This window comes from Nocardia grenadensis, assembly GCF_050942415.1.
GTDB lineage: Bacteria > Actinomycetota > Actinomycetes > Mycobacteriales > Mycobacteriaceae > Nocardia > Nocardia grenadensis.
Genome location: NZ_CP192054.1, coordinates 4636182 through 4658867, shown reverse-complemented (window position 1 = coordinate 4658867; position 22686 = coordinate 4636182). Strand labels below are relative to the sequence as shown.

The window sequence follows — 22686 nt, the reverse complement described above, 5'->3', positions numbered from 1 at the left end:
GCGATGATCCCGCGCCGCCGGGCCGGGGGCGGTCAGCTCAGTCCGGAATAGTCCGGGGCGCGTTTGGCGAGGAACGCGTCCACCCCCTCGCGGCCGGTCGGACTGCCCGCGGCCGCTCCCATCGCATCGCGTTCGGCGTCCAGTTGCTCGCCGAGCGTGGCGGTGGCCGACCGGCTCAGCAGAGCCCGGATCGAGGCGTAACTCGCGCGTGGCCCGCGCGCCAGGGTGCGAGCCAGTGCGCGGGCGTCGTCGCGGACCGTCTCGTCGCTGTCGGCGATACGCGCCAGGATCCCGAGACGCTGGGCCTCCGCGGCATCGAGTACGGCGTCGGTGAGCAGGATCTCGCGGGCTTTGGCCGCCCCCACCAGCCGGGGCAGCGTCCACGACATACCCCCGTCGGGGCTGAGCCCGACACCCGGATACGCGGGACGCATCCGGGTGCCCGGCCCCCCGATCGCGATATCGGCGACACAGACCAGGCTCATTCCGGCACCGGCGGCCCAGCCGTGCACCGCGGCGACCACGGGCACTGGTGCGCTGTCCAACGCCCGGACGAAAACGTGCAGGGTATCGGCGAGTTGGTACAGGTGCGCGGAACGGTCCTGCGCCGCGGCGAAATCGCGCACATCGCCACCGGCGCAGAAGTTCGGCCCCGCGCCGGTGAGCAGGACGGCACCGATATCCGATCCCGGGTCGGCGAGGGCGGCGGTGCCCGCCGCGACCCCGGCGAAATCCAGGGAGGTGCCCTTGGCTGCGGTGGACAGGGTGATCTCGAGGACCCCGTCGTCGATGCGGACGTATTCGGCTTCGGTGCTCATCGTCGCGACATTACTGGGCGCGGCCGGACCGGGATATCGCCGACGGTCGCACCATCCGGATCTCGGTGGCCGTGGTGAAACGTTCGGCGCGGGCGGTGCCGTCGGGGACGAAACCGTATTTGGTGTAGAAGGCACGGGCCCGGGGATTGTCCGCGAATACCCACAGCGAACAGGAGCGCTCGGGTTCGAATACCGCGTCCAGCAGGGCTTGGGCCAGTCCGCTGCCGTACCACTCGGCACGGACGTACATGGCCTGCAGTTCCCGCTCGGCGACCGGGGGATCGTCGCGGGGCGGGCCGTAATGGGTGAACCCGGCGATCTCGGGTCCCGATTCCGCGACCAGGATTCGCCCGGAATGGTTGCCGGTGATGCGCTCCCAGTTCGCGGCGCGGCGATCGATATCGAAGGCGGCCAGCACATGGTCGGGAACCAGGCCCCGGTAGGCCTCACGCCAGCAGGCGATATGGCAGGCGGCCAGGGCGCGGGCGTGGTCGGGACGCAGTGCGGCGAGTGTCCAGGGGGCGTCCGCGCTGCGCGGAACGCCGGTGTCGCTGTTCGTCCGGTGCTCCTTCCGGAAAGCGATACGACCTCGCCCCGGCTCCACGCAGGAGCCGGGGCGAGGTCGTATCGAAGAGCTGTGTGCCCGACGGGTGAACCGGTCGCCCGGTGATCAGCCGCGGACCACCTTGCCCGCCTTCAGGCAGGAAGTGCACACGTTCATCCGGCGGGTATTACCCGGGGCGACCTGCGCCCGCACGGTCTGGATATTCGGGTTCCAGCGACGATTGGTGCGCCGGTGCGAATGCGAGACCGATTTACCGAAGCCGGGGCCTTTGGCGCAGACGTCGCAGACGGCAGCCATAGTCGCGAACTCCTTCATGTCATCATGGGGGACCTGCCACCGGTATAGCGGTCGATCCTGATCAATGTCGTCATGCCCACCGACGAGCATCGGCGGATTCGATGACCATCGGACAGCGCCGACCGATAACGGCCGCGCCAGGCAACCCTGCAAGGGTAGCCCGACCCGCTGCGATCCACCAAACTGGGGTTGATCCATCAATCCGGAGCCTACCCGGCGGATCCACGCGCGGCGTCGTTCGCGTGGCCCGTCCCGGGTCGCGGTGTCGGGATCGGCCGCTAACCTAGCCTTCGACTGCTCCGACGACGAGGAATGAGGTGACGGTGCCCGAAACCCGGCAGGTGAGCGGCGACGGTTCGCCGGCCACCGGTTCCGCCGACGGCGGGCTGGGCGGGGCCGAACTTCTGGACTGGGGCCGTCGGTGTGTGTGCGCGCTCGAACAGCGGCGCGCGGAGATCGATGCGCTCAACGTCTTCCCGGTACCGGATTCCGATACGGGTACCAACCTCCTGGCGACGATGCGTGCCGCAGTCGCGGCAGCGCAGCGCCTACCGGCGGACGCCGACGGGGACCCCGGCCGGTCGTCCGCCCACCCGGTGGCCGTGGCATTGGCCCGGGGCGCGACGGCCGGGGCGCGGGGTAACTCCGGAATCATCGTGTCCCAGGTACTGAGGGGGCTCGCGGACGCGACGGTGGACGCCGGGCTCACCGAATCGACCTATCGAGCCGCGTTGGCGGGGGCGGCCGAACTGGTCCGGGGCAGCCTGAGCGATCCGGTGGAGGGCACCATCCTCACGGTTCTCGACCGGGCAGGGGCCGCGGCGCACGGCTGCACCGAGCCCGGGCTGGCGGCGGTGGTCCGCGCCGCCGCCGACGCGGCGGCGCGGGCGCTGGAGGACACCCGCGACCAGTTGCCGGTGCTGCGCGCGGCCGGGGTGGTGGATGCCGGTGCGCGCGGGTTGCTGGTCCTCCTGGACGGGCTGGTCGGCGTGGTGACCGGCGAGACCCCCGTACGGGCCGAGTATCGGGCCGCCGCGTTCCGCACGGCGTCGGCCGGGCCGGGAGCGGCGCACCGCTACGAGGTGATGTACCGGATCGACGGGGCTCGCGCGGATCTCGCCGCCGAACTACGTTCCCGGCTCGCGGCCCTGGGGGATTCGGTGGTGGTGGCCGCCGACGGTGCCGGGGGCTGGTCGGCACATGTGCACTGCGCGGACGCGGGTGCGGCGGTGGAGGCCGGCCTCGCCGTGGGACGCCCGGTCGCGATCCGTATCGAGCATCTGATCGAGGACGCCGACCACGGGAACGGCGCGAGCACCGGGCCCGGCGACCCGCGCGCCGGTGGCGCCGTGGTCACCGAGGTGCGCGAGGCGGCGGACAGTAGGCAGGTGCACGACCGGGCCGTCCGGCGGATCAGCGGACGCCTCGGTGAACCCGCCGACCGCGGGGTGCTGGCCGTCGCGTCCGGTGCCGGCGCCGCGGCGCTCTTCGAGGCGGGGGGCGCGGTGGTGCTGAACGCCGAACAGACGCTGGAATCGGCCGTACTGCTCGCCGCCATCCGGCAGCTCCCGCATCGGGAAGTGCTGGTACTCCCCAACGGTGCGCTGCCGGCCCACGAACTCGTGGCGGTCGGCGCGGCGGCCCGCGACGCACGCCGGGACGTGCTGCTGCTGCCGAGCGCGAGCATGGTCCAGGGCCTCGCGGCCCTGGCGGTACACGATCGGGCCCGGATCGCCGTGGACGATGCCTTCACCATGTCCGAGGCGGCCGCGAGCACCCGCTGGGGCGCGCTGCGCCGGGCCCGTGGACGCGCGCTCACCATGGTCGGGACCTGCGCGCCCGGCGACGGGCTCGGCCTGGTGGGCCACGATGTGGTGGTGATCGACCGGGATACCCGGGCCGCCGGGCAGACCCTGCTGGACCGGATGCTCGGGCTGGGCGGTGAACTGGTGACCCTGCTGGTCGGCGCGGCCGCACCGGACGGTCTCGCCGACGATCTCGCGCGGCATATCGGTGACGAATTCGCCGGGGTGGAGGTCACGGTGTATGCCGGAGGCCAGCAGGGCGACCTGATACAGATCGGTGTGGAATGAGTATCCGCCGGACCCGCCGCCGCGGGCCGTGGGGACAGGAGTAGCGCGATGGCGACACTGAGCGACCGGCTCGACCATCTGCTCGGCGCGAAGGCCGCCGCGACGCTGGCGGACGCGTTCGATATGCACACCGTGGAAGATCTGCTGCGCCACTATCCGCTGCGCTACGCCACCCAGGGGCAGCCGCTCACCGAGGAGGCCCCGGAGGACGGGGCGCACATCACCGTGATCGGCCGGGTCACCAAGGCTGATCTGCGGCCGATGCGGCAGCGGCGCGGGTCACTGCTGAAGGTGGTGCTCGATACCGGCGGCGGGCGCGGCGTGGATGTCACGTTCTTCAACGGCGACAAGGTGAAATACGCGGTCCGGCAGGGCGTCCGGGCCATGATGTCGGGCACGGTCAACTACTGGCGGCCCGGTCAGTGGAATCTCAGCCATCCGGGATATCTGATCCTGCCGGAGGCCGACGACGAGGAACCGACCCTGACCACCGTGCGCGGCGGGGGTGACCTACGGGGGATCGCGCAGAGCGCGAAGGGCGCCGGCGGCGTGGATATGTCTTTCTTCGATCGGGAATTCATCCCGGTCTACCCGGCGACGGCGAGGGTGCAGAGCTGGGAGATCCTGGCCTGTGTCCGGCAGGTTCTCGATCAGCTCGACCCGCTCGCCGATCCGCTGCCCGCCGCCGTGCGCGACGAACGGGAACTGATGCCGGTGGGCGATGCGCTGCGCCTGATCCATCTGCCCGAACGCACCTCCGATATCGAACGCGCCCGGGAACGGCTGCGGTTCGACGAGGCGCTGGCACTGCAACTGGTCCTCGCCGAACGGCGGCACGAGGTGGCGGGCCGTACCGCGCGGGTCTGCCCGTTGCGCACGGACGGAATCGTCGCCGCCTTCGAGGAGCGGCTGCCGTTCGAACTCACCGCGGGACAGCGCGGGGTCATCGGCGAGATCTCGGCGGATCTGTCCCGGGAGCAACCCATGCACCGGCTGCTGCAGGGCGAGGTGGGTTCGGGTAAGACCGTCGTCGCGCTGCACGCCATGCTGCAGGTGATCGACGCGGGTCAGCAGTGTGCGCTGCTCGCGCCCACCGAGGTACTCGCCGCCCAGCACTATCGGTCGCTGCGGGCGATGCTGGGCGACCTCGGGCAGGCGGGGGAACTGGGTGCGGCCGAGACCGCCACCCGGGTGACCTTGGTGACCGGTTCCATGCCGGCCGCGGCGAAACGAGCCGCATTGCTCGCCGCGGTGACCGGGGACGCGGGCATCGTGATCGGCACCCACGCCCTGATCCAGGACGCGGTCGAATTCTTCGATCTGGGCCTGGTGGTGGTGGACGAACAGCACCGGTTCGGGGTGGAGCAGCGTGATGCGCTGCGGGCCAAGGCGAAATCGGGTTTCTCCCCGCATCTGCTGGTGATGACCGCGACCCCGATCCCGCGCACCATCGCCATGACCACCCTGGGCGACCTGGAGACCTCCACGCTCGCCGAACTGCCCCGCGGGCGTTCGCCCATCCAGTCGAAGGTGGTACCGCGCCGGGTGCATCCCAACTGGGTGGACCGGGCCTGGGAGCGGATCACCGAGGAGGTCGGCGCGGGCCGGCAGGCCTATGTCGTGTGCTCGCGGATCGGTGACGACGAAGACGGTTCCGGGGCACGGGGTAAGAAAGCCGCGGAGAAGGAAGCTCCGCCGACACAGGCCGTGGTCGATGTCTTCGACCGCCTGCGCACCGGACCGCTCGCGCGGCTGCGGATCGGGCTGCTGCACGGACGGCTGCCGTCGGATGAAAAAGACCAGGTGATGCGCGACTTCAATGCCGGCGATATCGATGTGCTGGTCTGTACGACAGTGGTCGAGGTGGGCGTGGACGTGCCGAACGCGACCGTGATGGTGATCGTGGACGCCGACCGGTTCGGGGTGAGCCAGCTGCACCAGCTCCGGGGCCGCATCGGGCGCGGTGCACATCCCGGGCTGTGCCTGTTGATCACCGACGCCGCACCCGGGGGTCCGGCGATGACCAGGCTGGAGGCCGTCGCCGCCACCACCGACGGATTCGAGCTCTCGGTACTCGATCTGCGGCAGCGCCGCGAGGGCGATGTGCTCGGCGCGGCGCAGTCGGGGACCACCCGGTCGCTGCGCCTGCTGTCGCTGCTCGACGATCTGGAGGTCATCACCGCCGCCCAGGAACTGGCCCGCACGGTGGTGGAGCAGGATCCCGGGCTGACCCGGCACCCCGGGCTGGCGGCGATGATGCACGCTGCCGTCGATTCCGAACGCTTGGAATATCTGGCCAAATCCTGATCGGCGTACCTGGGAACCGGGCCGGGACACCCGGCGTCAAACCTGGCAACGGTAAAACGCCGAAGGAAAGGATCAGGTCTCATGGGGGAAAGACAAGGGTGCCGGGTGGTGCGGCGGGGGCCGTCCGCACCGGCCCGGATCCGGCCGGTGCTGCGCGTGGCGCAGGCCTGCCCGCACTGTGTGGCCCGGCGGACGAAACGCCGGGAACCAGGAGCCGGGGAGCTGGAGGGCTGAACGGTCCGGGTCGCGGGTGGCGCGGCCCGGACCGGGAATTCAGCGGACGCCGTGGGCGGCGGCCACCATATTGCGCAGAGATGCCTCCACCTCGGCCGGGCCGCGGGTCTTCAGGCCGCAGTCGGGATTGACCCAGAGACGTTCGGCCGGCACCGCTTCCAGGGCCGCACGTAGGGACGCGGTGATCTCCTCGACACCGGGCACCCGGGGCGAGTGGATATCGTAGACGCCCGGTCCCACCCCGGCGGCGAAGCCGGAGGCGTTCAGATCGCCCAGTACCTCCATCCGCGAGCGGGCGGCCTCGATGGACGTGACATCGGCGTCCAGCCCGGCAATGGCGTCGATCACCTCACCGAACTCCGAGTAGCACAGGTGGGTGTGGATCTGGACGGAGTCGGCCACCCCGGAGGTGGCCAGCCGGAAGGCATGCACCGACCAGTCCAGGTACGCCTGCTGATCGGCGTCACGCAGCGGGAGCAGCTCCCGCAGCGCGGGCTCGTCGACCTGGACGATGCGGATACCCGCGTTCTGCAGATCCACCGTCTCGTCCCGGATCGCCAGGGCCACCTGCCGGGCCGAATCCGCCAGTGGCTGGTCGTCGCGGACGAAGGACCAGGCCAGGATGGTGACCGGGCCGGTGAGCATGCCCTTGACGGGTTTGTCGGTGAGCGACTGCGCGTAGGTGATCCAGTCAACCGTCATCGCGGCCGGGCGGGAGACGTCACCGAACAGGATGGGCGGGCGCACGCAGCGGGTGCCGTAGGACTGCACCCAGCCCAGATCGGTCGCCGCGAATCCGTCCAGCTGTTCGGCGAAGTACTGCACCATATCGTTGCGTTCCGGTTCGCCGTGTACGAGGACATCGAGCCCGAGTTCCTCCTGCAGGGCGACGACCTCGCCGATCTCCGCCCGCATCCGGCGCACGTACTCGGCCCGGTCGATCTCCCCGGACCGCAGTGCCGCCCGGGCCAGCCGGATGGCCGAGGTCTGCGGGTAGGAGCCGATGGTGGTGGTCGGCAGCGGCGGCAGGTGCAGACGCTCCCGCTGCAGGGTCCGGCGCTGTTCGGCGGGAGCCCGCCGGGCGGCGTCCGGGCCCAGCGCGGCGAGTCGCGCCCGTACCTGCGCATTGCCGATCCGTGGATCGGCACGGCGGCTCGCGGCGGCGGCCCGGGCGGTCTCCAGTTCCGCGGCGACCGCCTCGGTGCCGGAGCTCAGTCCGGTCGCCAGCACCCGCACCTCGGCGGTCTTCTCGGCGCCGAAGGCGAGCCAGGAGCGCAGTGCGTCGTCGAGTCGAGTCTCCACCTCCAGCGAGTACGGGACGTGCAGCAGCGAGCACGAGGTGGAAACCGCCAGGGCCCCTACGCTGCCCAGCAGCGTGGCCAGCGTCGACAGCGCACCGTCGAGATCGGTGCGCCAGACATTTCGACCGTCGACCACGCCCGCGACCAGTAGTTTGTGCGACAGAGCGGGGACCGCCGCCACCGCGGCGACCTCGGTGCCGGCGACCAGATCGACGGCGATACCTTCGACATCGGTGGCGGCCAGCGCTTCCAGCGCCGCGCCCGGATACCCGAAATAGGTGGCCACCAGCACCGCCGGCCGCCGCCCCGCCGCGGTGAGTTCGGTGTAGACCCGCCGGACCGTCGCCAGTTCCACCGCGGTGAGATCGGTGACCAGCGCGGGTTCGTCGAGTTGTACCCAGCCCGCGCCCGCCTCGGCGAGCAGCCGCAGCAATTCCCGGTACAGCGGGATCAGTTCGTCGATCCGGTCCAGCGCCGCGCCGTCGGTGGTCTTGGCCAGTTTCAGGAAGGTGACCGGTCCGATGATCACGGGCCGGACCGGTACGCCGAGTTCGATCGCTTCGGCCACCTGCGCCAGCAGATCTTCCGGATGCAGGCCGAATTTGGTGTCCGGGCCGAGTTCGGGCACCAGGTAGTGGTAGTTGGTGTCGAACCACTTGGTCATCTCCAGCGGTTCCACCGACTCGGTTCCGCGCGCGGCCGCGAAATAGCGGTCCAGCCGATCCTCGATCCCGGCGACCCGCTCGGGTAGGGCGCCGAGAAGAACGGCGGTGTCGAGCATCTGGTCGTAGTAGGAGAAGGTGCCGACGGGGATCGAGTCCAGTCCGGCGGCGGTCAGTTCCGCGTACTGGTCCCGGCGCAGCGCGCGGCCGGTCTCGTGTAGTCGCGCCGCGTCTATCCGGCCCGCCCAGTAGGACTCGGTCGCCCGTTTCAGTTCCCGGCGCGGCCCGACCCGGGGGAGTCCGAGAACCGTTGCGGTGAACGGGGTGTGCGAAATAACAGTCACGGTGTTCTCCAGTGCTGAAGTTCGACGGCCGTCGCCGTTCCCGGACGCACGGCACCGATGAGACCCCGAACGACCCGGCCGTGCGGTCGGGTCGGTTGTCAGCACTGGTGGCGGCGCCCGCTCCACGAGGCGACGACCACCGGATACGGCGTATCCGGTACAACCGGCAGGTCTTCGGACTCGCGGGCACCGGCCGGTCGGCCGACCTACTGGCCGTCGCTTCCCAGGCGTGCTGCCCAGTGCTGATGACGGCGGTCGTTCCTGCTCACCGCTGCGGGACAGTTCCGGATTTCCACCGGATTCCCTCTCACCCGCGTGGTGCGGGCTTCGGCGCCGGGGGCGGACGTTCGGGGCTCCTCGTCGTCCGGCCGGCGGACCAGCTGCGGGTTCCACCATAACGCGCCGGCACGAGCGGTCCGCATCTCCCCGCGCGGCACGGGCGCGGGCGGCGGTACGTGGTGCGGCAGCGACGCGTTTGCCGGTGGTGATCACGTACCCGGAATAGCGGGGTATTGGCTGGGGTTCCGGCACCGCGCCGCAGGGGGCCGCGGGTGGTGAGATATGACGGCACGGTGAACTCCTTTTCGCACCCTTGCAATACCCCCTTGTGAAAACTCTGCGAAGTGGACTTCGCTGTCGATCCTGGGTGTGACGCCGGGTACGTTGGTTCAATGTTCTCGAAAGTCTTGGTTGCCAACCGCGGCGAAATCGCCATCCGAGCCTTCCGTGCGGCGTACGAGCTCGGTATCGGAACGGTTGCCGTCTTCCCGCACGAGGACCGTAATTCGGTCCACCGCCTGAAGGCGGACGAGGCATACGAGATCGGCGAGGAAGGTCATCCGGTCCGGGCCTACCTCTCGGTCGACGCCATCATCGAGGCGGCGAAGACCGCGGGCGCCGACGCCATCTACCCCGGCTACGGGTTCCTCTCGGAGAATCCCGATCTGGCCGCCGCATGCGCGAGGGAGGGCATCACCTTCATCGGACCGTCGGCCGAGGTTCTCGAACTGGCGGGCAACAAGGCCCGCGCGATCGCCGCGGCGCGCGCGGCCGGGCTGCCGGTCCTGGATTCGAGCGCACCCTCGGCCGACGTGGCGGAGTTGCTGACGGCCGCGGAATCCATGGAGTTCCCGGTATTCGTGAAGGCCGTCGCCGGTGGCGGCGGGCGCGGTATGCGCCGGGTGGCCGAGCGGTCCGGGCTGCGGGAAGCGATCGAGGCGGCCTCGCGCGAGGCGGAGTCGGCGTTCGGTGATCCGACGGTGTTCCTGGAGCAGGCCGTGGTGAACCCGCGGCATATCGAAGTGCAGATCCTGGCCGATACCCAGGGCAATGTGATGCACCTGTTCGAGCGGGACTGTTCGCTGCAGCGGCGGCACCAGAAGGTGATCGAGCTGGCCCCGGCCCCGAATCTGGATCCGGAGTTGCGGGACCGGATCTGCGCGGACGCGGTGGCCTTCGCCCGGCAGATCGGGTACAGCTGTGCGGGCACGGTGGAATTCCTGCTCGACGAACGCGGTAAACACGTGTTCATCGAGATGAATCCGCGGATCCAGGTGGAACATACGGTGACCGAGGAGATCACCGATGTGGATCTGGTCCAGTCGCAGTTGCGGATCGCGGCCGGGGAGAGCCTGGGCGATCTGGGGCTGAGCCAGGACAAGGTGACCATTCGCGGTGCGGCGCTGCAGTGCCGGATCACCACCGAGGACCCGGCCAACGGATTCCGTCCCGATACCGGCCGCATCACCGCCTACCGCACCCCCGGCGGCGCCGGTATCCGGCTCGACGGCGGCGCGAATCTCGGCGCGGAGATCGGTGCCTATTTCGATTCCATGCTGGTCAAGCTCACCTGCCGCGGCCGGGACTTCCCGGCGGCGGTGGCGCGGGCCCGGCGGGCGCTGATGGAGTTCCGGATCCGCGGTGTCACCACCAATATCCCGTTCCTGCTCGCGGTACTCGGCGACGACGATTTCACCGCCGGCCGCATCACCACATCGTTCATCGACGAGCGTCCGGAACTGCTGGCCACCCGCGAATCCGCCGACCGCGGTACCAAGATCCTGAACTACCTGGCCGACATCACGGTGAACAAACCGCACGGCGCCCGGCCGACCGCGGTGTACCCGCACGACAAACTGCCCACCATCGACCTGGCGGTGCCGCCGCCGGACGGTTCGCGGCAGAAACTGCTGACGCTGGGCCCCGAGGGTTTCGCCCGGGCGTTGCGCGAACAGAAGGCTGTCGGGGTCACCGACACCACCTTCCGTGACGCGCACCAGTCGCTGCTGGCGACCCGGGTACGCACCAACGGCCTGCTCGATGTGGCTGGGCATGTGGCGCGCCTGACCCCGGAGCTGCTGTCCATCGAGGCGTGGGGCGGGGCGACCTACGATGTGGCGCTGCGCTTCCTCTACGAGGACCCGTGGGAGCGGCTGGCCGCGCTGCGCGAGGCGATTCCGAATATTTGCCTGCAGATGCTGCTGCGCGGTCGCAACACTGTCGGTTACACCCCGTATCCGGAGCGGGTGACCCGGGCGTTCGTGGCCGAGGCCACCGAGACCGGTATCGATATCTTCCGGATCTTCGACGCCCTGAACAATGTGGACCAGATGCGCCCGGCCATCGACGCGGTCCGGGAAACCGGTACCGCGATCGCCGAGGTCGCGCTGTCCTACACCGGTGATCTCACCGGTCCGGACGAGAAGCTCTACACCCTCGACTACTACCTCAAACTGGCCGAGCAGATCGTGGACGCGGGCGCGCATGTGCTGGCGATCAAGGATATGGCCGGACTGTTGCGCGCGCCCGCGGCGGCGAAATTGGTGACCGCGCTGCGCAGCAATTTCGATCTGCCGGTCCATGTGCACACCCACGACACTCCGGGCGGGCAGCTGGCCACCTATCTCGCTGCCTGGCAGGCCGGCGCCGACGCCGTCGACGGCGCGTCGGCGGCGATGGCCGGTACCACGAGTCAGCCCGCGCTCTCGGCGATCGTGGCCGCCGCCGCGCACAGCGAATACGACACCGGGCTCGATCTGCGCAATGTCTGTGATCTGGAGCCGTACTGGGAGGCGTTGCGCAAGGTGTACGCGCCGTTCGAATCCGGTCTGCCGGCGCCGACCGGCCGCGTCTACACCCACGAGATCCCCGGTGGGCAGCTGTCGAATCTGCGTCAGCAGGCGATCGCGCTGGGGTTGGGGGATCGGTTCGAGGAGGTGGAGGCGAAATACGCGGCCGCGGATCGGTTGCTGGGCCGGCTGATCAAGGTCACGCCGTCGTCCAAGGTGGTCGGTGACCTGGCGCTGTCGCTGGTCGGCTCCGGGATCGATATCGAGCAGTTCGCCGCCGACCCGGGTCGCTACGACATCCCGGATTCGGTGATCGGTTTCCTGCGCGGGGAACTCGGCACGCCGGCCGGTGGCTGGCCCGAGCCGTTCCGGGAGAAGGCGCTCGCCGGCCGGGGCGCGGCCAAACCCGAATCCGAGTTGTCCGAGGCGGACGAAGCGGGTCTGGCCGGTACCTCCGACGAGCGTCGCGCGACCCTCAACCGGCTGCTGTTCCCCGGCCCGACCGCGGAATTCCTGGCGCATCGGGAGAAATACGGCGATACCACCGGCCTGTCGGCCAATCAGTTCTTCTACGGCCTGCGCCATGGTGAGGAACACCGGGTGCAGCTCGAGAAGGGTGTCATCCTACTCATCGGTCTGGAGGCGATCTCCGAACCCGACGAACGCGGGATGCGCACGGTCATGTGCATCCTCAACGGACAGTTGCGGCCGGTTTCCGTGCGTGACCGTTCCATCGCCAGTGAGGTCCCGGCCGCGGAGAAGGCCGACAAGAACAACCCGCATCACATCGCGGCGCCTTTCGCCGGTGTCGTGACGCTGACCGTGGCCGAAGGCGAAACGGTCGCCTCGGGCGACACCATCGGCACCATCGAGGCCATGAAGATGGAGGCCGCCATCACCGCGCCGCGCGGCGGTGTGGTGGGTCGGGTGGCCATAGCGCAGGTGCAGCAGGTCGAGGGCGGTGATCTGCTGGTCGAGCTGGGCGAGCGCGAATCCGAATGACCCGGATCGTCGCCGGGACCGCCGGTGGGCGGCGCCTGAAGGTGCCGCCGGCCGGAACCCGGCCCACCGCGGACCGGGTCCGGGAGGCCGTGTTCTCCTCGATCGAGGCGTGGATGGACCTCGCGGGCGCCCGGGTGCTCGACCTCTACGCCGGCTCGGGCGCGCTCGGGCTGGAGGCGCTGTCGCGCGGTGCCACCGCGGCGCTGCTGGTCGAATCGGACCGGCGGGCGGCCGGGGTGCTGCGCGGCAATATCGCCGAGCTGGGCCTGGGTGGTGCGCAGGTGCGGATCGGGACGGTGACGCAGGTGCTCGCCCACGGCGGCGCGGGCGCTTTCGATCTGGTGTTCGCCGATCCGCCCTACGAACTGCCGACCGCGGCCGTCGAGGGCGATCTCACGGCGCTCGCCGCGCACGGATGGCTCGCCGAGGAGGCGTTACTGCTGGTGGAGCGTTCCGCGCGGTCGGCCGAGATCGCCTGGCCCGCAGGCTTCGAGAGTCGCGTCGCGCGGCGCTACGGGGAGACCCGGATCGAGTCGGCGGTGTACGTCGGCGCGACCCCGGCGGAACCGGAAGAACCTGCTAGCGTCTGACCCATGGCAGGAGCTTTGTGCCCGGGATCCTTCGATCCGGTGACCAACGGCCATCTCGATGTCTTCCGGCGGGTCGCCGAGCAGTTCGACGAGGTCGTGATCACGGTGATGATCAACAAGAAGAAGCAGGGCATGTTCTCGATCGACGAACGGATCGAGATGCTGCGGGACGCCACCGCCGACCTCGCGAACGTGCGGGTCGCCTCCTGGGATGGCCTGCTGGTCGATTTCGCCCGCGAACAGGGCATCAGCGCCATCGTCAAAGGGCTGCGCGACGCCGGTGATTTCGGCTACGAGCTCCAGATGGCGCAGATGAACAAGAAGCTCTCCGGCGTCGACACCTTCTTTATCGCGACCAACCCCACCTTCAGCTACCTGTCCAGCTCCCTTGTCAAGGAAGTGGCGGCCTTCGGTGGCGATGTCAGCGATATGCTGCCGCCACTGGTGCACAAGCGACTACTCGACCGGCTGGCCGAGCGGGCGGGCTGATCCGGACCGCTGCGCGGTTATTTCCCGGGCCCGCCGCAGCGGCCGGAACACCAGACCGCGCAACGCCAGGAACCGCAGACCCCCGACCGCGGCGCTGATCGCCAGCACGGCCGCGGCCTGGGTGGGTTCGTTCAGCGTCGGGGCCAATACGCCCACCGCGGCGAGGGCCGCGGTGCTGATACCCAGCCCCAGCAGCGCCAGGCCGCCGCCTTCCCACTGCGCGGTGAACCAGCCGACCCGCTCGGCGGCGTGGAAGGTGAGCCGGCGGTGCAGTTCGTTGGCAATGACGGTGCTCACGACCGAGCCGGCCACATTGGCGAGCAAGGTCCCGGCGCCGGTGAGGCTCAGGAAGAGCAGGACATAGGCGATATTGCTCAATCCGCCGACCAGTGCGAAACGAATCAACTGAGGGAACGCATGGTCCCCGCGCAGGTAAAGCACGAGGCGCTGCCGCCAGGCGGCGTGGGCGAACGGTTCCGGCCAATCGATATCCAGATCCCCGGCGGTCAGTGCCGTGGAAGTAGGCAACTGCAGGACGGTCATGGGCGGTTCCGATCGGGCAAGGGACAGGCAGCCCCTCCGCGCCGCGGTGGGGCTCCCCAAGAATTTAACACCAAGCGGAGAGTGGGCCTCCAGTTGATTGTGTGACTTCGCAGATATCGGGCAGACCGGGCGACACACCGAAAGTAGGTTCGGCGCATCCACCGGCCCGGGGCACACTGGGAACGGCGTGATGTATCGCCGATCGTCAGCAGGAGGACAGTGAGCATGTACCGGGTATTCGAGGCGCTCGACGAACTGGTCGCCATAGTCGAGGAGGCGCGGGGTATCCCCGCGACGCGCAACTGCATCGTGCCGCGTCCGGAAACACTCGATCTGCTCGACGATGTGCGCGACGCGCTGCCCACCGAGATCGACGACGCCCAGGATGTGCTCGACCACCGGGACAAGATCGTCGACGACGCCCGGGGGCTCGCCGAGGACACCATCCGGTCCGCCGACGAACAGGCGGCCGGCACCGTGGCCGACGCCCGCGCCGAGGCCGACCGTATCCTCGCCGAGGCCAAGGCACACGCCGACCGGATGGTCGCCGAGGCCACCGCGCACGCCGACCGGATGGTCGATACGGCCACGGCCGAGGCCGAACGTCTGGTCACCGATGCCAAGGCCGAATACGAGGCGGTCACCGGTCGGGCCCGCGCCGAGGCCGACCGGACCATCGAGGCAGGCCAGGCCTCCTACGACCGCTCGGTCGCCGACGGCCAGGCCGAGCAGCGCCGGCTGGTGGAGGACACCGAGGTGGTGCGGGCCGCGCACGCCGAATCGGCGCGCATCATCGATACGGCGCACGCCGACGCCGACCGGATGCGCGCCGACTGCGACCACTACGTCGACACCAAGCTCGCCGAGTTCGAGGACACCCTCGGCAGTGCGCTGCGCACCGTCGGCCGGGGCCGCCAGCAGTTGCGCAACGGGGCGGGCGTCCCCGACTATGCCGCGGAGTTCCGGCGGTGAGCTGTGTTCATTTGCGCGCCTCCGGCGCGCGGGTCGGGGCCCGGTGACCCGATTCTTCTTCGATCGGTCGCTGCGCTCCTTCGCTCCGTCGGTCCGGAATCGGGGCCCCGACTACTGGGGTAGACCCTCCGGAACAGGCAGAAGGTGCATGCGGTCGCGCGCCTCGACCGGCTTGGGGAGGCTCACAGCACTGTAAGTGCTCAATGGTCACCGGTCTCTGGACTGTCGGCTGCACACGCTCCAGAACCGGGGGCGGGCCCCGAATGCCGACCATCCGGAGTAGGCGGAAGGTGTTCGGACCGAAGTGGGCGAAAGCCCTGGGCGCGTGGCTCGGCATGCCGACCGGAACGGCGAGAAACAAGGGGGGCCTCGACCCCGCGTGCGCCAGCGCGCCGAAAACACAGTTTTGCCCGGGTGACGGGTTCGCCGTACTGTGGTGTGGTTGCTCGCCGATTCCGGCGCAAAACCAACAGCCCCGACCCACCCAGTGGAGTGTTTGCGATGCCTGCCGATACCACCGCGCGCTCGCGTTCCGGTGCATCTCGTGCACACGGCGCGGGTTTCGTGCTGGATGTCCGCAGCCTCGGTCGCGCCCCGGGCTCGATGCGCGAACTGCGGCGGACGGTCACCACCACCGAACGACTCGGACTCGACCTCGCCGGCGTACCCGTCGGCGCGGAGGTCGAGCTGGATCTGCGGTTGCAATCCGTATCCGAGGGAGTGCTCGTCACCGGGACGCTCGAGGCTCCGGTGGCCGGTGAGTGCTCGAGGTGCCTCGAACCGTTCACCGATACCGTGCGGTTGTCGCTGACCGAGCTGTTCGCCTACCCGGACAGTGCCACCGACCAGACCTCCTCCGAGGACGAGGTCTACCGGATGAGCGACGATCTCATCGACCTCGAACCCCTGGTCGTGGACCAGCTCGGCCTGGAGTTGCCGCTGCAGCCGCTGTGCTCCCCCGACTGTCAGGGGCTGTGCCCGGAGTGCGGTGTTCGGATGGCGATTGCAGGATCCGATCACGGGCATGAGATACTTGATCCCCGCTGGGCCGGGCTGGCGAAATTCGCCCCCGGATCGCCCGGCAGCGGCAGCCCCGACGAGGGTGCGGCTACCGGAGACCCTTCCGCCGATACAGCACGTAACAGTACAGAGGAGAAATAGTCGTGGCCGTTCCCAAGCGCCGGATGTCCCGTTCCAACACCCGGTCGCGGCGCAGCCAGTGGAAGGCCGCCGCCCCCACCCTGATCACCTGCCCGAACCGGGCGTGCGGTCAGAAGACCCCGCCGCATATCGCGTGCCCCTCCTGCGGTACTTACAAGGGCCGCCAGGTCGTTTCCGCCGTCTGACCCCCGGTCGACCGTTGACCGCGGGTAAAGACGAACCCGGTGAACCGGGTGATCATTCGGGCCTGCTCGCCGCCCTGGGCGTCGAGGTGGCTCCGGAATTGTTGCGACTGGCGCTGACCCATCGCTCGTATGCGTACGAGAACGGCGGCCTGCCGACCAATGAGCGGCTCGAGTTCCTCGGGGACTCGGTGCTCGGTCTGAGCATCACCGAACGGCTCTACCATGAGCATCCGGAGAAATCCGAGGGTGAGCTGGCCAAGCTGCGCGCGAGCGTGGTGAACATGCACGCGCTCGCCGAGGTGGCACGCAATCTTGGCGAGGGTGGTCTGGGCGCGCATCTGCTGCTCGGCAAAGGTGAGGAACTCACCGGTGGCCGGGACAAGCCCAGCATCCTCGCCGACGGTATGGAATCGCTGCTCGGCGCCGTCCATCTCGAGCACGGTATCGACGTGGCCCGTGAGGTGGTGCTGCGGCTGTTCGCCGACCTGCTCGAACGCGGTCCGCGAATGGGCGCCGGGCTGGACTTCAAGACCAGCCTGCAGGAGCTGACCGCCGAACGCGGCCTCGGTGTGCCCAGCTACGAGATCACCTCGACCGGCCCCGACCACGACAAGGAATTCACCGCGACCACCGTTATCGCCGGGGATGCCTATGGCCAGGGGGTCGGCCGGTCGAAGAAGGAAGCCGAGCAGAAGGCGGCGGGCGCGGCCTACCGCGCGTTGACCGGCGAATCCTGAATGCCCGAACTCCCCGAGGTGGAGGTCGTACGTCGCGGCCTCACCGAGCATCTGTGCGGGCGGACCGTCGAATCGGTCACCGTCACCCATCCGCGGTCGGTGCGCCGATATGAACCGGGCGCCGCCGATATGGCGGCCCGGCTCACCGGGCTCACAGTGGCCGTGGCGCAGCGGCGCGGGAAGTATCTGTGGCTCACCTTCGATGAGCCCGGCGGCGGATCCGCCGATACCGCGCTGGTGGTGCATCTGGGTATGAGCGGGCAGATGCTGGTGCAGTCCGCCGGTGCCCCGGTGGAGAAGCACGCCCATATCCGGGCGACCCTCGACGACGGGCGCGAACTGCGCTTCGTCGACCAGCGCACCTTCGGTGGCTGGGTGCTGGCACCGTTGGTGGAGGTGGACGGCGACCTGCTCCCGGACCTGCTCGCGCATATCGCCCGCGATCCGCTAGACCCCCGGTTCGACGCCGAGCGGGTGGTCGGTGTGCTGCGAACCAAGAACACCGAGATCAAACGGGTGCTGCTGGATCAGGCCGTGATCTCCGGGATCGGCAATATCTACGCCGACGAGGCGCTGTGGCGGGCGAAGGTGCACGGCGGCCGGATCGCCTCGGTGCTCACCCGTCCGGTACTGCGCACCCTGCTCGCCGAGGCCCGCGCGGTGATGACCGACGCGCTTGCCGCCGGTGGCACCTCCTTCGACGCGCTCTATGTGAATGTGAACGGCGAATCCGGCTACTTCGAGCGGGCGCTCGCGGTGTACGGGCGTGGTGACCGGCCGTGCCCGCGCTGCGGGGCGATGATCGTGCGGGAGAAGTTCATGAACCGCTCGTCCTATTCCTGTCCGCGCTGTCAGCCGCCACCACGCGGGCGGCGGATTTCCTCCTGACGACCCTCTCGCGCCCGGCCCGGCGGCGGGTTACGGTGGGCCTCGGCAAGATCACCGACCCGGTCCGGCTGGGAGGCAGGCCATGCGCAAGCTCACCTACTACGTCGCGGCCACCATTGATGGGTTCATCGCCACGGAGGACGGTTCGGTGGACTTCTTCCCGGTCGGCGGTGATCACGGCCCCGCCATCACCGCCCAGTATCCGGAAACGCTGCCGTCGCGGGTACGCGAATCGCTCGGCATCACCAAGCGTAACGAGAATTTCGACACCGTGATCATGGGTCGCAGAACCCACGATTTCGGGGTCCGGACCGGTACCGCGAGCCCGTACGCGCATCTGCGGCAGTATGTCGTGTCCACCACGCTCACCGAGCCACCGGATCCGGCGGTGGCCTTGATCGGCGCCGATCCGGTCGCCGCGGTCGCCGCACTCAAACGGGAGCAGGGTCTCGGTATCTGGTTGTGCGGGGGCGGTGAACTGGCCCGGGCGCTGCTGCCGGAGATAGATCAGGTTTTCCTGAAGCTGTATCCAATGGTGCTGGGCCGGGGGCGGCCGCTGTTCGGCACCGGTCCGCAACTGCCGGATCCGGCGTGTTTCCGGGTGATCACCAGTCAGGTGTTCGAGGACGGTGTGGCCTTCGTGAAGTACGGCCGGGTGGGGTAGGCGGTGGCGGACGAGCCGCAGGGGACGGAACAGGGCGGCCGGCCCGCTCCGGGTCCCGTCGCGGCATTACGCGAGATCGGGTTCTGGCTGGAACGCGATCGGGCGCAGACGCATCGGGTGAAGGCCTACCGCCGGGCCGCCGATGTCCTCGCCGGCCTCGACGACGCCGCGGCCGAGCGACACCGCCGCGATCGCAGCTGGCAGGAGCTGGCGGGGATCGGCCCGAAAACCGCCGCGGTGATCGAGGAGGCGTACGCGGGGACCGTGCCGCGCTACCTGGCCGAACTGCGCGCCACCGCGCCACCGATCGGCGCCGGGGGCGCGGCGCTGCGGGAACTGCTGCGCGGTGATCTGCACACCCATTCGGACTGGTCCGACGGCGGCAGCCCGATCGCCGAGATGATGGGCTGTGCGGCCGCGATCGGGCACGAGTACTGCGCCCTCACCGACCATTCGCCGCGGCTCACCGTGGCAGGCGGGCTCTCGGCCGACCGGCTGCGCCGCCAGCTCGACGTGGTGGCCGCGCTCAACGCGGAACTGGCGCCGCTGCGGGTACTGACCGGGATCGAGGTCGATATCCTCGACGACGGCTCGCTCGATCAGGAGGCCGAACTGCTCGCCGAACTCGATATCGTCGTCGCCAGTGTGCATTCGCGGTTGCGCGACGACCGCGACACCATGACCCGGCGGATGGTGTATGCCGTGGCGAATCCGAATGTCGATGTACTCGGCCACTGCACCGGCCGGTTGGTCGAGGGCGCGCGTGGAACCCGGCCGGAATCGAACTTCGACGCCCGGATCGTATTCGAGGCCTGCCGCCGCTACGGTACGGCGGTCGAGATCAACAGCCGCCCCGAACGACGGGACCCGCCGTCGCGGCTGATCCGGCTCGCCGTGGAGATGGGGTGCGAGTTCTCCATCGACACCGACGCGCACGCACCGGGGCAGCTGGACTGGCAGGGCTACGGCTGTGCCCGCGCGGTGGCCGCCGAGGTCCCGCCGGACCGGATCGTGAACACCCGCCCGGTGGATGAGCTGCTGGAGTGGACGCGCACCTCCGACGGGTGACCGGCGGGAACCGTCGCGACCGGATGAGGTGATCACCTCGCCCGGCCGTCGGTGACTGTGGGTGATCACCGGTCGAACAGTCCACGTGCGCAGCCGGTGTCGTGCTCCGTGGCCGAAGATGGGGAGAACTCGGTCGATCCGGGGGACGGTAGCCCTGGTGAGCGAACTGTTGCTCAATCGTGTTCTCCCGCTGGTCGGTATCGCGATCCCGGTGGGCGCGTTCCTGTAGGAGTTCGTGTTCGTCGGCCGGAAACGGCTCGGGTGGCGGGTGCAGATGGACACCCCGGTCGCCGGTGCGGCCGAATCCGGGCACGCGGGAGCGCTGCGGCAACTCCGCCGGATCTCCGACGGCACCGCGCGCAACCTGCAGGGACTGTCGGTGGCGCTGGTGCGGATCGAGAACAACGGCGCCACCACCATCGATATCGCCGAACCCGATCCCGCGGCCGCTGGGCCGCGCCACCGGTGAGCCGACCGTGGTCGGTTCCGCCGCCTTCGAACCGGTGCTCCGGGGCGGCCCGGCTCTACGAGCAGACCTGTCCCGGGGCCGGTGTCACCTTTGGCTTCGAGGGCAGCGAACGCGGTACGGCGCGGCTCGAAGAAGAGGCCGGTGGGCCACGGGGGCTGCTCGCGGTCGGTGACGCACCCAAGGGTGCGGACTATCCGGCTCTGGTGCAGCGGCCGCCGGCGGTATCGCTGCTCTCGGTGGTCGTGCATGCGAGTACGGGGGTGCGGGAATCTGACGGCCGGGCAGATCCGCGCTTTTCCAGGGGCGGATGTGAGCCGGCGGTCAACCGCTGTGCCGGCTCGGGCTCGCGCTGGACCTTCGAATCCCGGGAAAGAAGGCTCGGCGACCCGCGGGATGTCTCGGGGGCCGGTTCGTCGCGCGGCCGGTCGGCGGCGCGATGCTCGGCGTCGTGACCCCGCGCACGCCTGCGTGAACAAAGCGCAAGTATCGAGTGTCCGGCCCGATCTGCGGGGTAGTTTCTGGATGTACCGCCCTGAAACGACCGGAACTTCCCGGAACCACGGGCGCGGTACGGTGCCGGAGGGTCTCCGGTGCCGGGAACCGGACGGGAGACGACCATGTCCCTGGCGGCGTGCGTGTTGATCGCCGGATTCGTCCTCGGACTGCTCATGCTGCGGGCCGTGGCGATGTTTCTCCGGGCGCGCGACGAGCACCGGGTCCGGGTGCCGGTGCGCAGCCGTCGTCGGCCGCACCGACGCTGATCGGCCGAGGTCCGGGTGCGCGGTGCGGCGACGGCGGGTGGCAGGATCGCGAGCATGGTTGACAACACCTCTGCGGCATCCGCCCCGGCAGCGGGCGAGACGGCGCCCGCGGCGCAGGCCGGGCCGACCACCCTGTGGGTGGAACGGACGGGTACCCGCCATTACACCGGTCATAATTCGCGCGGCGCCGAGGTGCTCATCGGTTCCGAGGGTGTACCCGGCGTATTCACCCCCGGTGAGCTGCTGAAGATTGCGCTGGCGGCCTGCTCGGGGATGAGCTCGGATTTCCCGCTGTCGCGGCGGCTCGGCGACGACTACGACGCCACCATCCGGGTGTCCGGTGCCGCCGACCGGGAGAACGAGGTGTACCCCCAGCTCGACGAGGTCTTCGAGCTCGATCTCAGCGAACTCGACGCGGCGGCTCGGGACCGGTTGCTGGTGACGGTGCAGCGGGCCATCGACAAGGTCTGCACGGTCGGCCGCACGCTGAAGGCCGGCAGCAAGGTGACGCTGTCGTTCGATATCGGCACGGTCGACTGATCGTGGCCGCGGCGACGGACGGAACCGGCCCGGTGCGCTTGAGCGCCTGGGTGCACGGATACGTGCAGGGCGTGGGCTTCCGCTGGTGGACGCGGGCACGCGCACTGGAACTCGGCCTCACCGGGTATGCCACGAATGCCGCCGACGGCCGGGTACACGTGGTGGCGGAGGGGCCTCGGACCGCGGCCGACCGGTTGCTGGCGCTGTTGCGGTCGGGGGATACGCCCGGCCGGGTGGATCTGGTGGTCGAGTCGTGGGAGCCGGCGCGGGGCGGGCTGGAAGGTTTCGCCGAACGGTGATCCGGCGAAGCACCGCGCACCCTTGACATAACACAGTGGAAGGTCCACTCTGAGTGCATCCACTGTGGAATGTGGTCCTACCTGTAAGGGGAGCGGTAATGGAGATCACGACGGGAACCCGGGCCTCGGATGTCGAACGCGATCGAATCGTGCGCGATCTGAGCCGCCATCTCGGTGACGGCCGCATCGACCTGTCCGAATACGATCAGCGGGTCGCGCAGGTATATCGCACCACCACCCGGGAGGAGCTCACCGGCGTCCTCGCGGACCTGCCCACCCTGGCGCCGGTGCGTCCGGCGACATCGCGTTCGCGCTTCCCGATCTGGCAGCGGATCGAGGCCGGCGCGTGGCTCACGGTCAGCGTGCTCGTGCTGGTGATCTGGGGTGCGATCTCGCTGGGGGTCGGTGAGTTCACCTATTTCTGGCCCATGTGGGTCATCGGCCCGTGGGGCGCGGTGCTGGCGGTGCGGGCGGCAACCGGTATCGAGAGCGGCCACCGCCATCGCCGAAAGGTATAACACCCGGTAGCCTTCCTGACATCCGGCCGCCGGGTACGCCCGGTCGCGGTCGCCGGGGTGCCCGGCAATCGATCGGCCACGGTCGGTGCGCCGGTTGGGGTCACGGCGCCA

23 protein-coding genes and 1 riboswitch are annotated in these 22686 nt (G+C 69.6%); of the genes, 18 read left to right on the top strand and 5 right to left on the bottom strand.

The window, feature by feature from the left end; translation table 11 throughout:
• Positions 1–32: 32 nt before the first annotated feature.
• From ACQPYS_RS21255 to rpmB, 3 genes are all read right to left on the bottom strand, one after another.
• The gene (locus ACQPYS_RS21255) at positions 33–818 is read right to left on the bottom strand and encodes an enoyl-CoA hydratase/isomerase family protein (RefSeq protein WP_063041348.1); all 786 of its coding nucleotides are present in this window, start codon (positions 816–818) and stop codon (positions 33–35) included.
• 10 nt (positions 819–828) lie between these two features.
• Entirely contained in the window at positions 829–1422 is a 594-nt protein-coding gene (locus ACQPYS_RS21250) for an N-acetyltransferase family protein (RefSeq protein WP_433490570.1), read from the bottom strand.
• A gap of 66 nt (positions 1423–1488) precedes the next feature.
• A complete protein-coding gene (gene rpmB, locus ACQPYS_RS21245; protein WP_011210730.1) occupies positions 1489–1680 on the bottom strand; it encodes a 50S ribosomal protein L28 in 192 nt (63 codons plus the stop codon).
• A gap of 386 nt (positions 1681–2066) precedes the next feature.
• Between rpmB and ACQPYS_RS21240 the strand changes: the two genes are divergently transcribed.
• From ACQPYS_RS21240 to ACQPYS_RS21230, 3 genes are all read left to right on the top strand, one after another.
• Positions 2067–3773, top strand: a complete 1707-nt coding sequence (locus ACQPYS_RS21240) for a DAK2 domain-containing protein (RefSeq protein ID WP_433493097.1) — start codon at positions 2067–2069, stop codon at positions 3771–3773.
• A gap of 48 nt (positions 3774–3821) precedes the next feature.
• Positions 3822–6080, top strand: coding sequence for an ATP-dependent DNA helicase RecG (gene recG, locus ACQPYS_RS21235; protein ID WP_433490569.1), 2259 nt, complete (start codon positions 3822–3824; stop codon positions 6078–6080).
• Positions 6081–6161: 81 nt separating this feature from the next.
• Positions 6162–6314, top strand: a complete 153-nt coding sequence (locus tag ACQPYS_RS21230) for a hypothetical protein (RefSeq protein ID WP_433490568.1) — start codon at positions 6162–6164, stop codon at positions 6312–6314.
• A 39-nt stretch (positions 6315–6353) separates the two neighbouring features.
• On the opposite strand, the gene metE is transcribed toward ACQPYS_RS21230, so the two are convergent.
• Entirely contained in the window at positions 6354–8612 is a 2259-nt protein-coding gene (gene metE / locus ACQPYS_RS21225) for a 5-methyltetrahydropteroyltriglutamate--homocysteine S-methyltransferase (protein ID WP_433493096.1), read from the bottom strand.
• Positions 8613–8789: 177 nt separating this feature from the next.
• Positions 8790–8927, bottom strand: a riboswitch (cobalamin riboswitch).
• 365 nt (positions 8928–9292) lie between these two features.
• On the opposite strand from metE, the gene ACQPYS_RS21220 reads away from it, so the two are divergent.
• The 3 genes from ACQPYS_RS21220 to coaD are packed head-to-tail and all read left to right on the top strand — an operon-like array spanning position 9293 to position 13770.
• A complete protein-coding gene (locus tag ACQPYS_RS21220) occupies positions 9293–12691 on the top strand; it encodes a pyruvate carboxylase (protein WP_433490567.1) in 3399 nt (1132 codons plus the stop codon).
• Complete coding sequence (rsmD, locus tag ACQPYS_RS21215) at positions 12688–13281, top strand: 16S rRNA (guanine(966)-N(2))-methyltransferase RsmD (RefSeq protein ID WP_433490566.1); 594 nt, start codon at positions 12688–12690, stop codon at positions 13279–13281. The genes ACQPYS_RS21220 and rsmD overlap by 4 nt, the downstream gene beginning before the upstream one ends.
• 3 nt (positions 13282–13284) lie before the next feature.
• Positions 13285–13770 (top strand): pantetheine-phosphate adenylyltransferase, encoded by a 486-nt coding sequence (coaD, locus tag ACQPYS_RS21210; protein ID WP_431940387.1) that lies wholly within the window; start codon positions 13285–13287, stop codon positions 13768–13770.
• On the opposite strand, the gene ACQPYS_RS21205 is transcribed toward coaD, so the two are convergent.
• Positions 13738–14313 (bottom strand): GtrA family protein, encoded by a 576-nt coding sequence (locus ACQPYS_RS21205; RefSeq protein ID WP_433490565.1) that lies wholly within the window; start codon positions 14311–14313, stop codon positions 13738–13740. The genes coaD and ACQPYS_RS21205 overlap by 33 nt on opposite strands.
• Positions 14314–14538: 225 nt before the next feature.
• On the opposite strand from ACQPYS_RS21205, the gene ACQPYS_RS21200 reads away from it, so the two are divergent.
• From ACQPYS_RS21200 to ACQPYS_RS21145, 12 genes are all read left to right on the top strand, one after another.
• Complete coding sequence (locus tag ACQPYS_RS21200; RefSeq protein ID WP_063041743.1) at positions 14539–15285, top strand: DivIVA domain-containing protein; 747 nt, start codon at positions 14539–14541, stop codon at positions 15283–15285.
• A 501-nt stretch (positions 15286–15786) separates the two neighbouring features.
• On the top strand, positions 15787–16446 hold the full coding sequence (locus ACQPYS_RS21195; protein ID WP_063041741.1) for a YceD family protein: 660 nt from the start codon (positions 15787–15789) through the stop codon (positions 16444–16446).
• Between the two features lie 2 nt (positions 16447–16448).
• Complete coding sequence (rpmF, locus tag ACQPYS_RS21190; protein ID WP_039825884.1) at positions 16449–16631, top strand: 50S ribosomal protein L32; 183 nt, start codon at positions 16449–16451, stop codon at positions 16629–16631.
• Between the two features lie 14 nt (positions 16632–16645).
• Positions 16646–17368, top strand: a complete 723-nt coding sequence (gene rnc, locus ACQPYS_RS21185) for a ribonuclease III (protein WP_063041739.1) — start codon at positions 16646–16648, stop codon at positions 17366–17368.
• Positions 17369–18256 carry a bifunctional DNA-formamidopyrimidine glycosylase/DNA-(apurinic or apyrimidinic site) lyase gene (gene mutM, locus ACQPYS_RS21180; RefSeq protein WP_433490564.1) on the top strand — a complete coding sequence of 296 codons (888 nt, stop codon included), beginning with the start codon at positions 17369–17371 and terminating at the stop codon, positions 18254–18256.
• Between the two features lie 82 nt (positions 18257–18338).
• Positions 18339–18920, top strand: coding sequence for a dihydrofolate reductase family protein (locus ACQPYS_RS21175; RefSeq protein WP_063041736.1), 582 nt, complete (start codon positions 18339–18341; stop codon positions 18918–18920).
• A gap of 3 nt (positions 18921–18923) precedes the next feature.
• Entirely contained in the window at positions 18924–19988 is a 1065-nt protein-coding gene (locus ACQPYS_RS21170; protein ID WP_063041734.1) for a PHP domain-containing protein, read from the top strand.
• Positions 19989–20223: 235 nt separating this feature from the next.
• On the top strand, positions 20224–20457 hold the full coding sequence (locus tag ACQPYS_RS21165; protein WP_433490563.1) for a hypothetical protein: 234 nt from the start codon (positions 20224–20226) through the stop codon (positions 20455–20457).
• A 590-nt stretch (positions 20458–21047) separates the two neighbouring features.
• Complete coding sequence (locus ACQPYS_RS21160; RefSeq protein WP_433490562.1) at positions 21048–21218, top strand: hypothetical protein; 171 nt, start codon at positions 21048–21050, stop codon at positions 21216–21218.
• A gap of 54 nt (positions 21219–21272) precedes the next feature.
• Positions 21273–21758: an OsmC family protein gene (locus ACQPYS_RS21155; RefSeq protein WP_433490561.1), complete on the top strand. Its 486-nt coding sequence runs from the start codon at positions 21273–21275 to the stop codon at positions 21756–21758.
• Between the two features lie 2 nt (positions 21759–21760).
• A complete protein-coding gene (locus ACQPYS_RS21150) occupies positions 21761–22057 on the top strand; it encodes an acylphosphatase (RefSeq protein ID WP_433490560.1) in 297 nt (98 codons plus the stop codon).
• 98 nt (positions 22058–22155) lie between these two features.
• On the top strand, positions 22156–22575 hold the full coding sequence (locus ACQPYS_RS21145) for a DUF1707 SHOCT-like domain-containing protein (protein WP_433490559.1): 420 nt from the start codon (positions 22156–22158) through the stop codon (positions 22573–22575).
• Positions 22576–22686 lie beyond the last annotated feature (111 nt).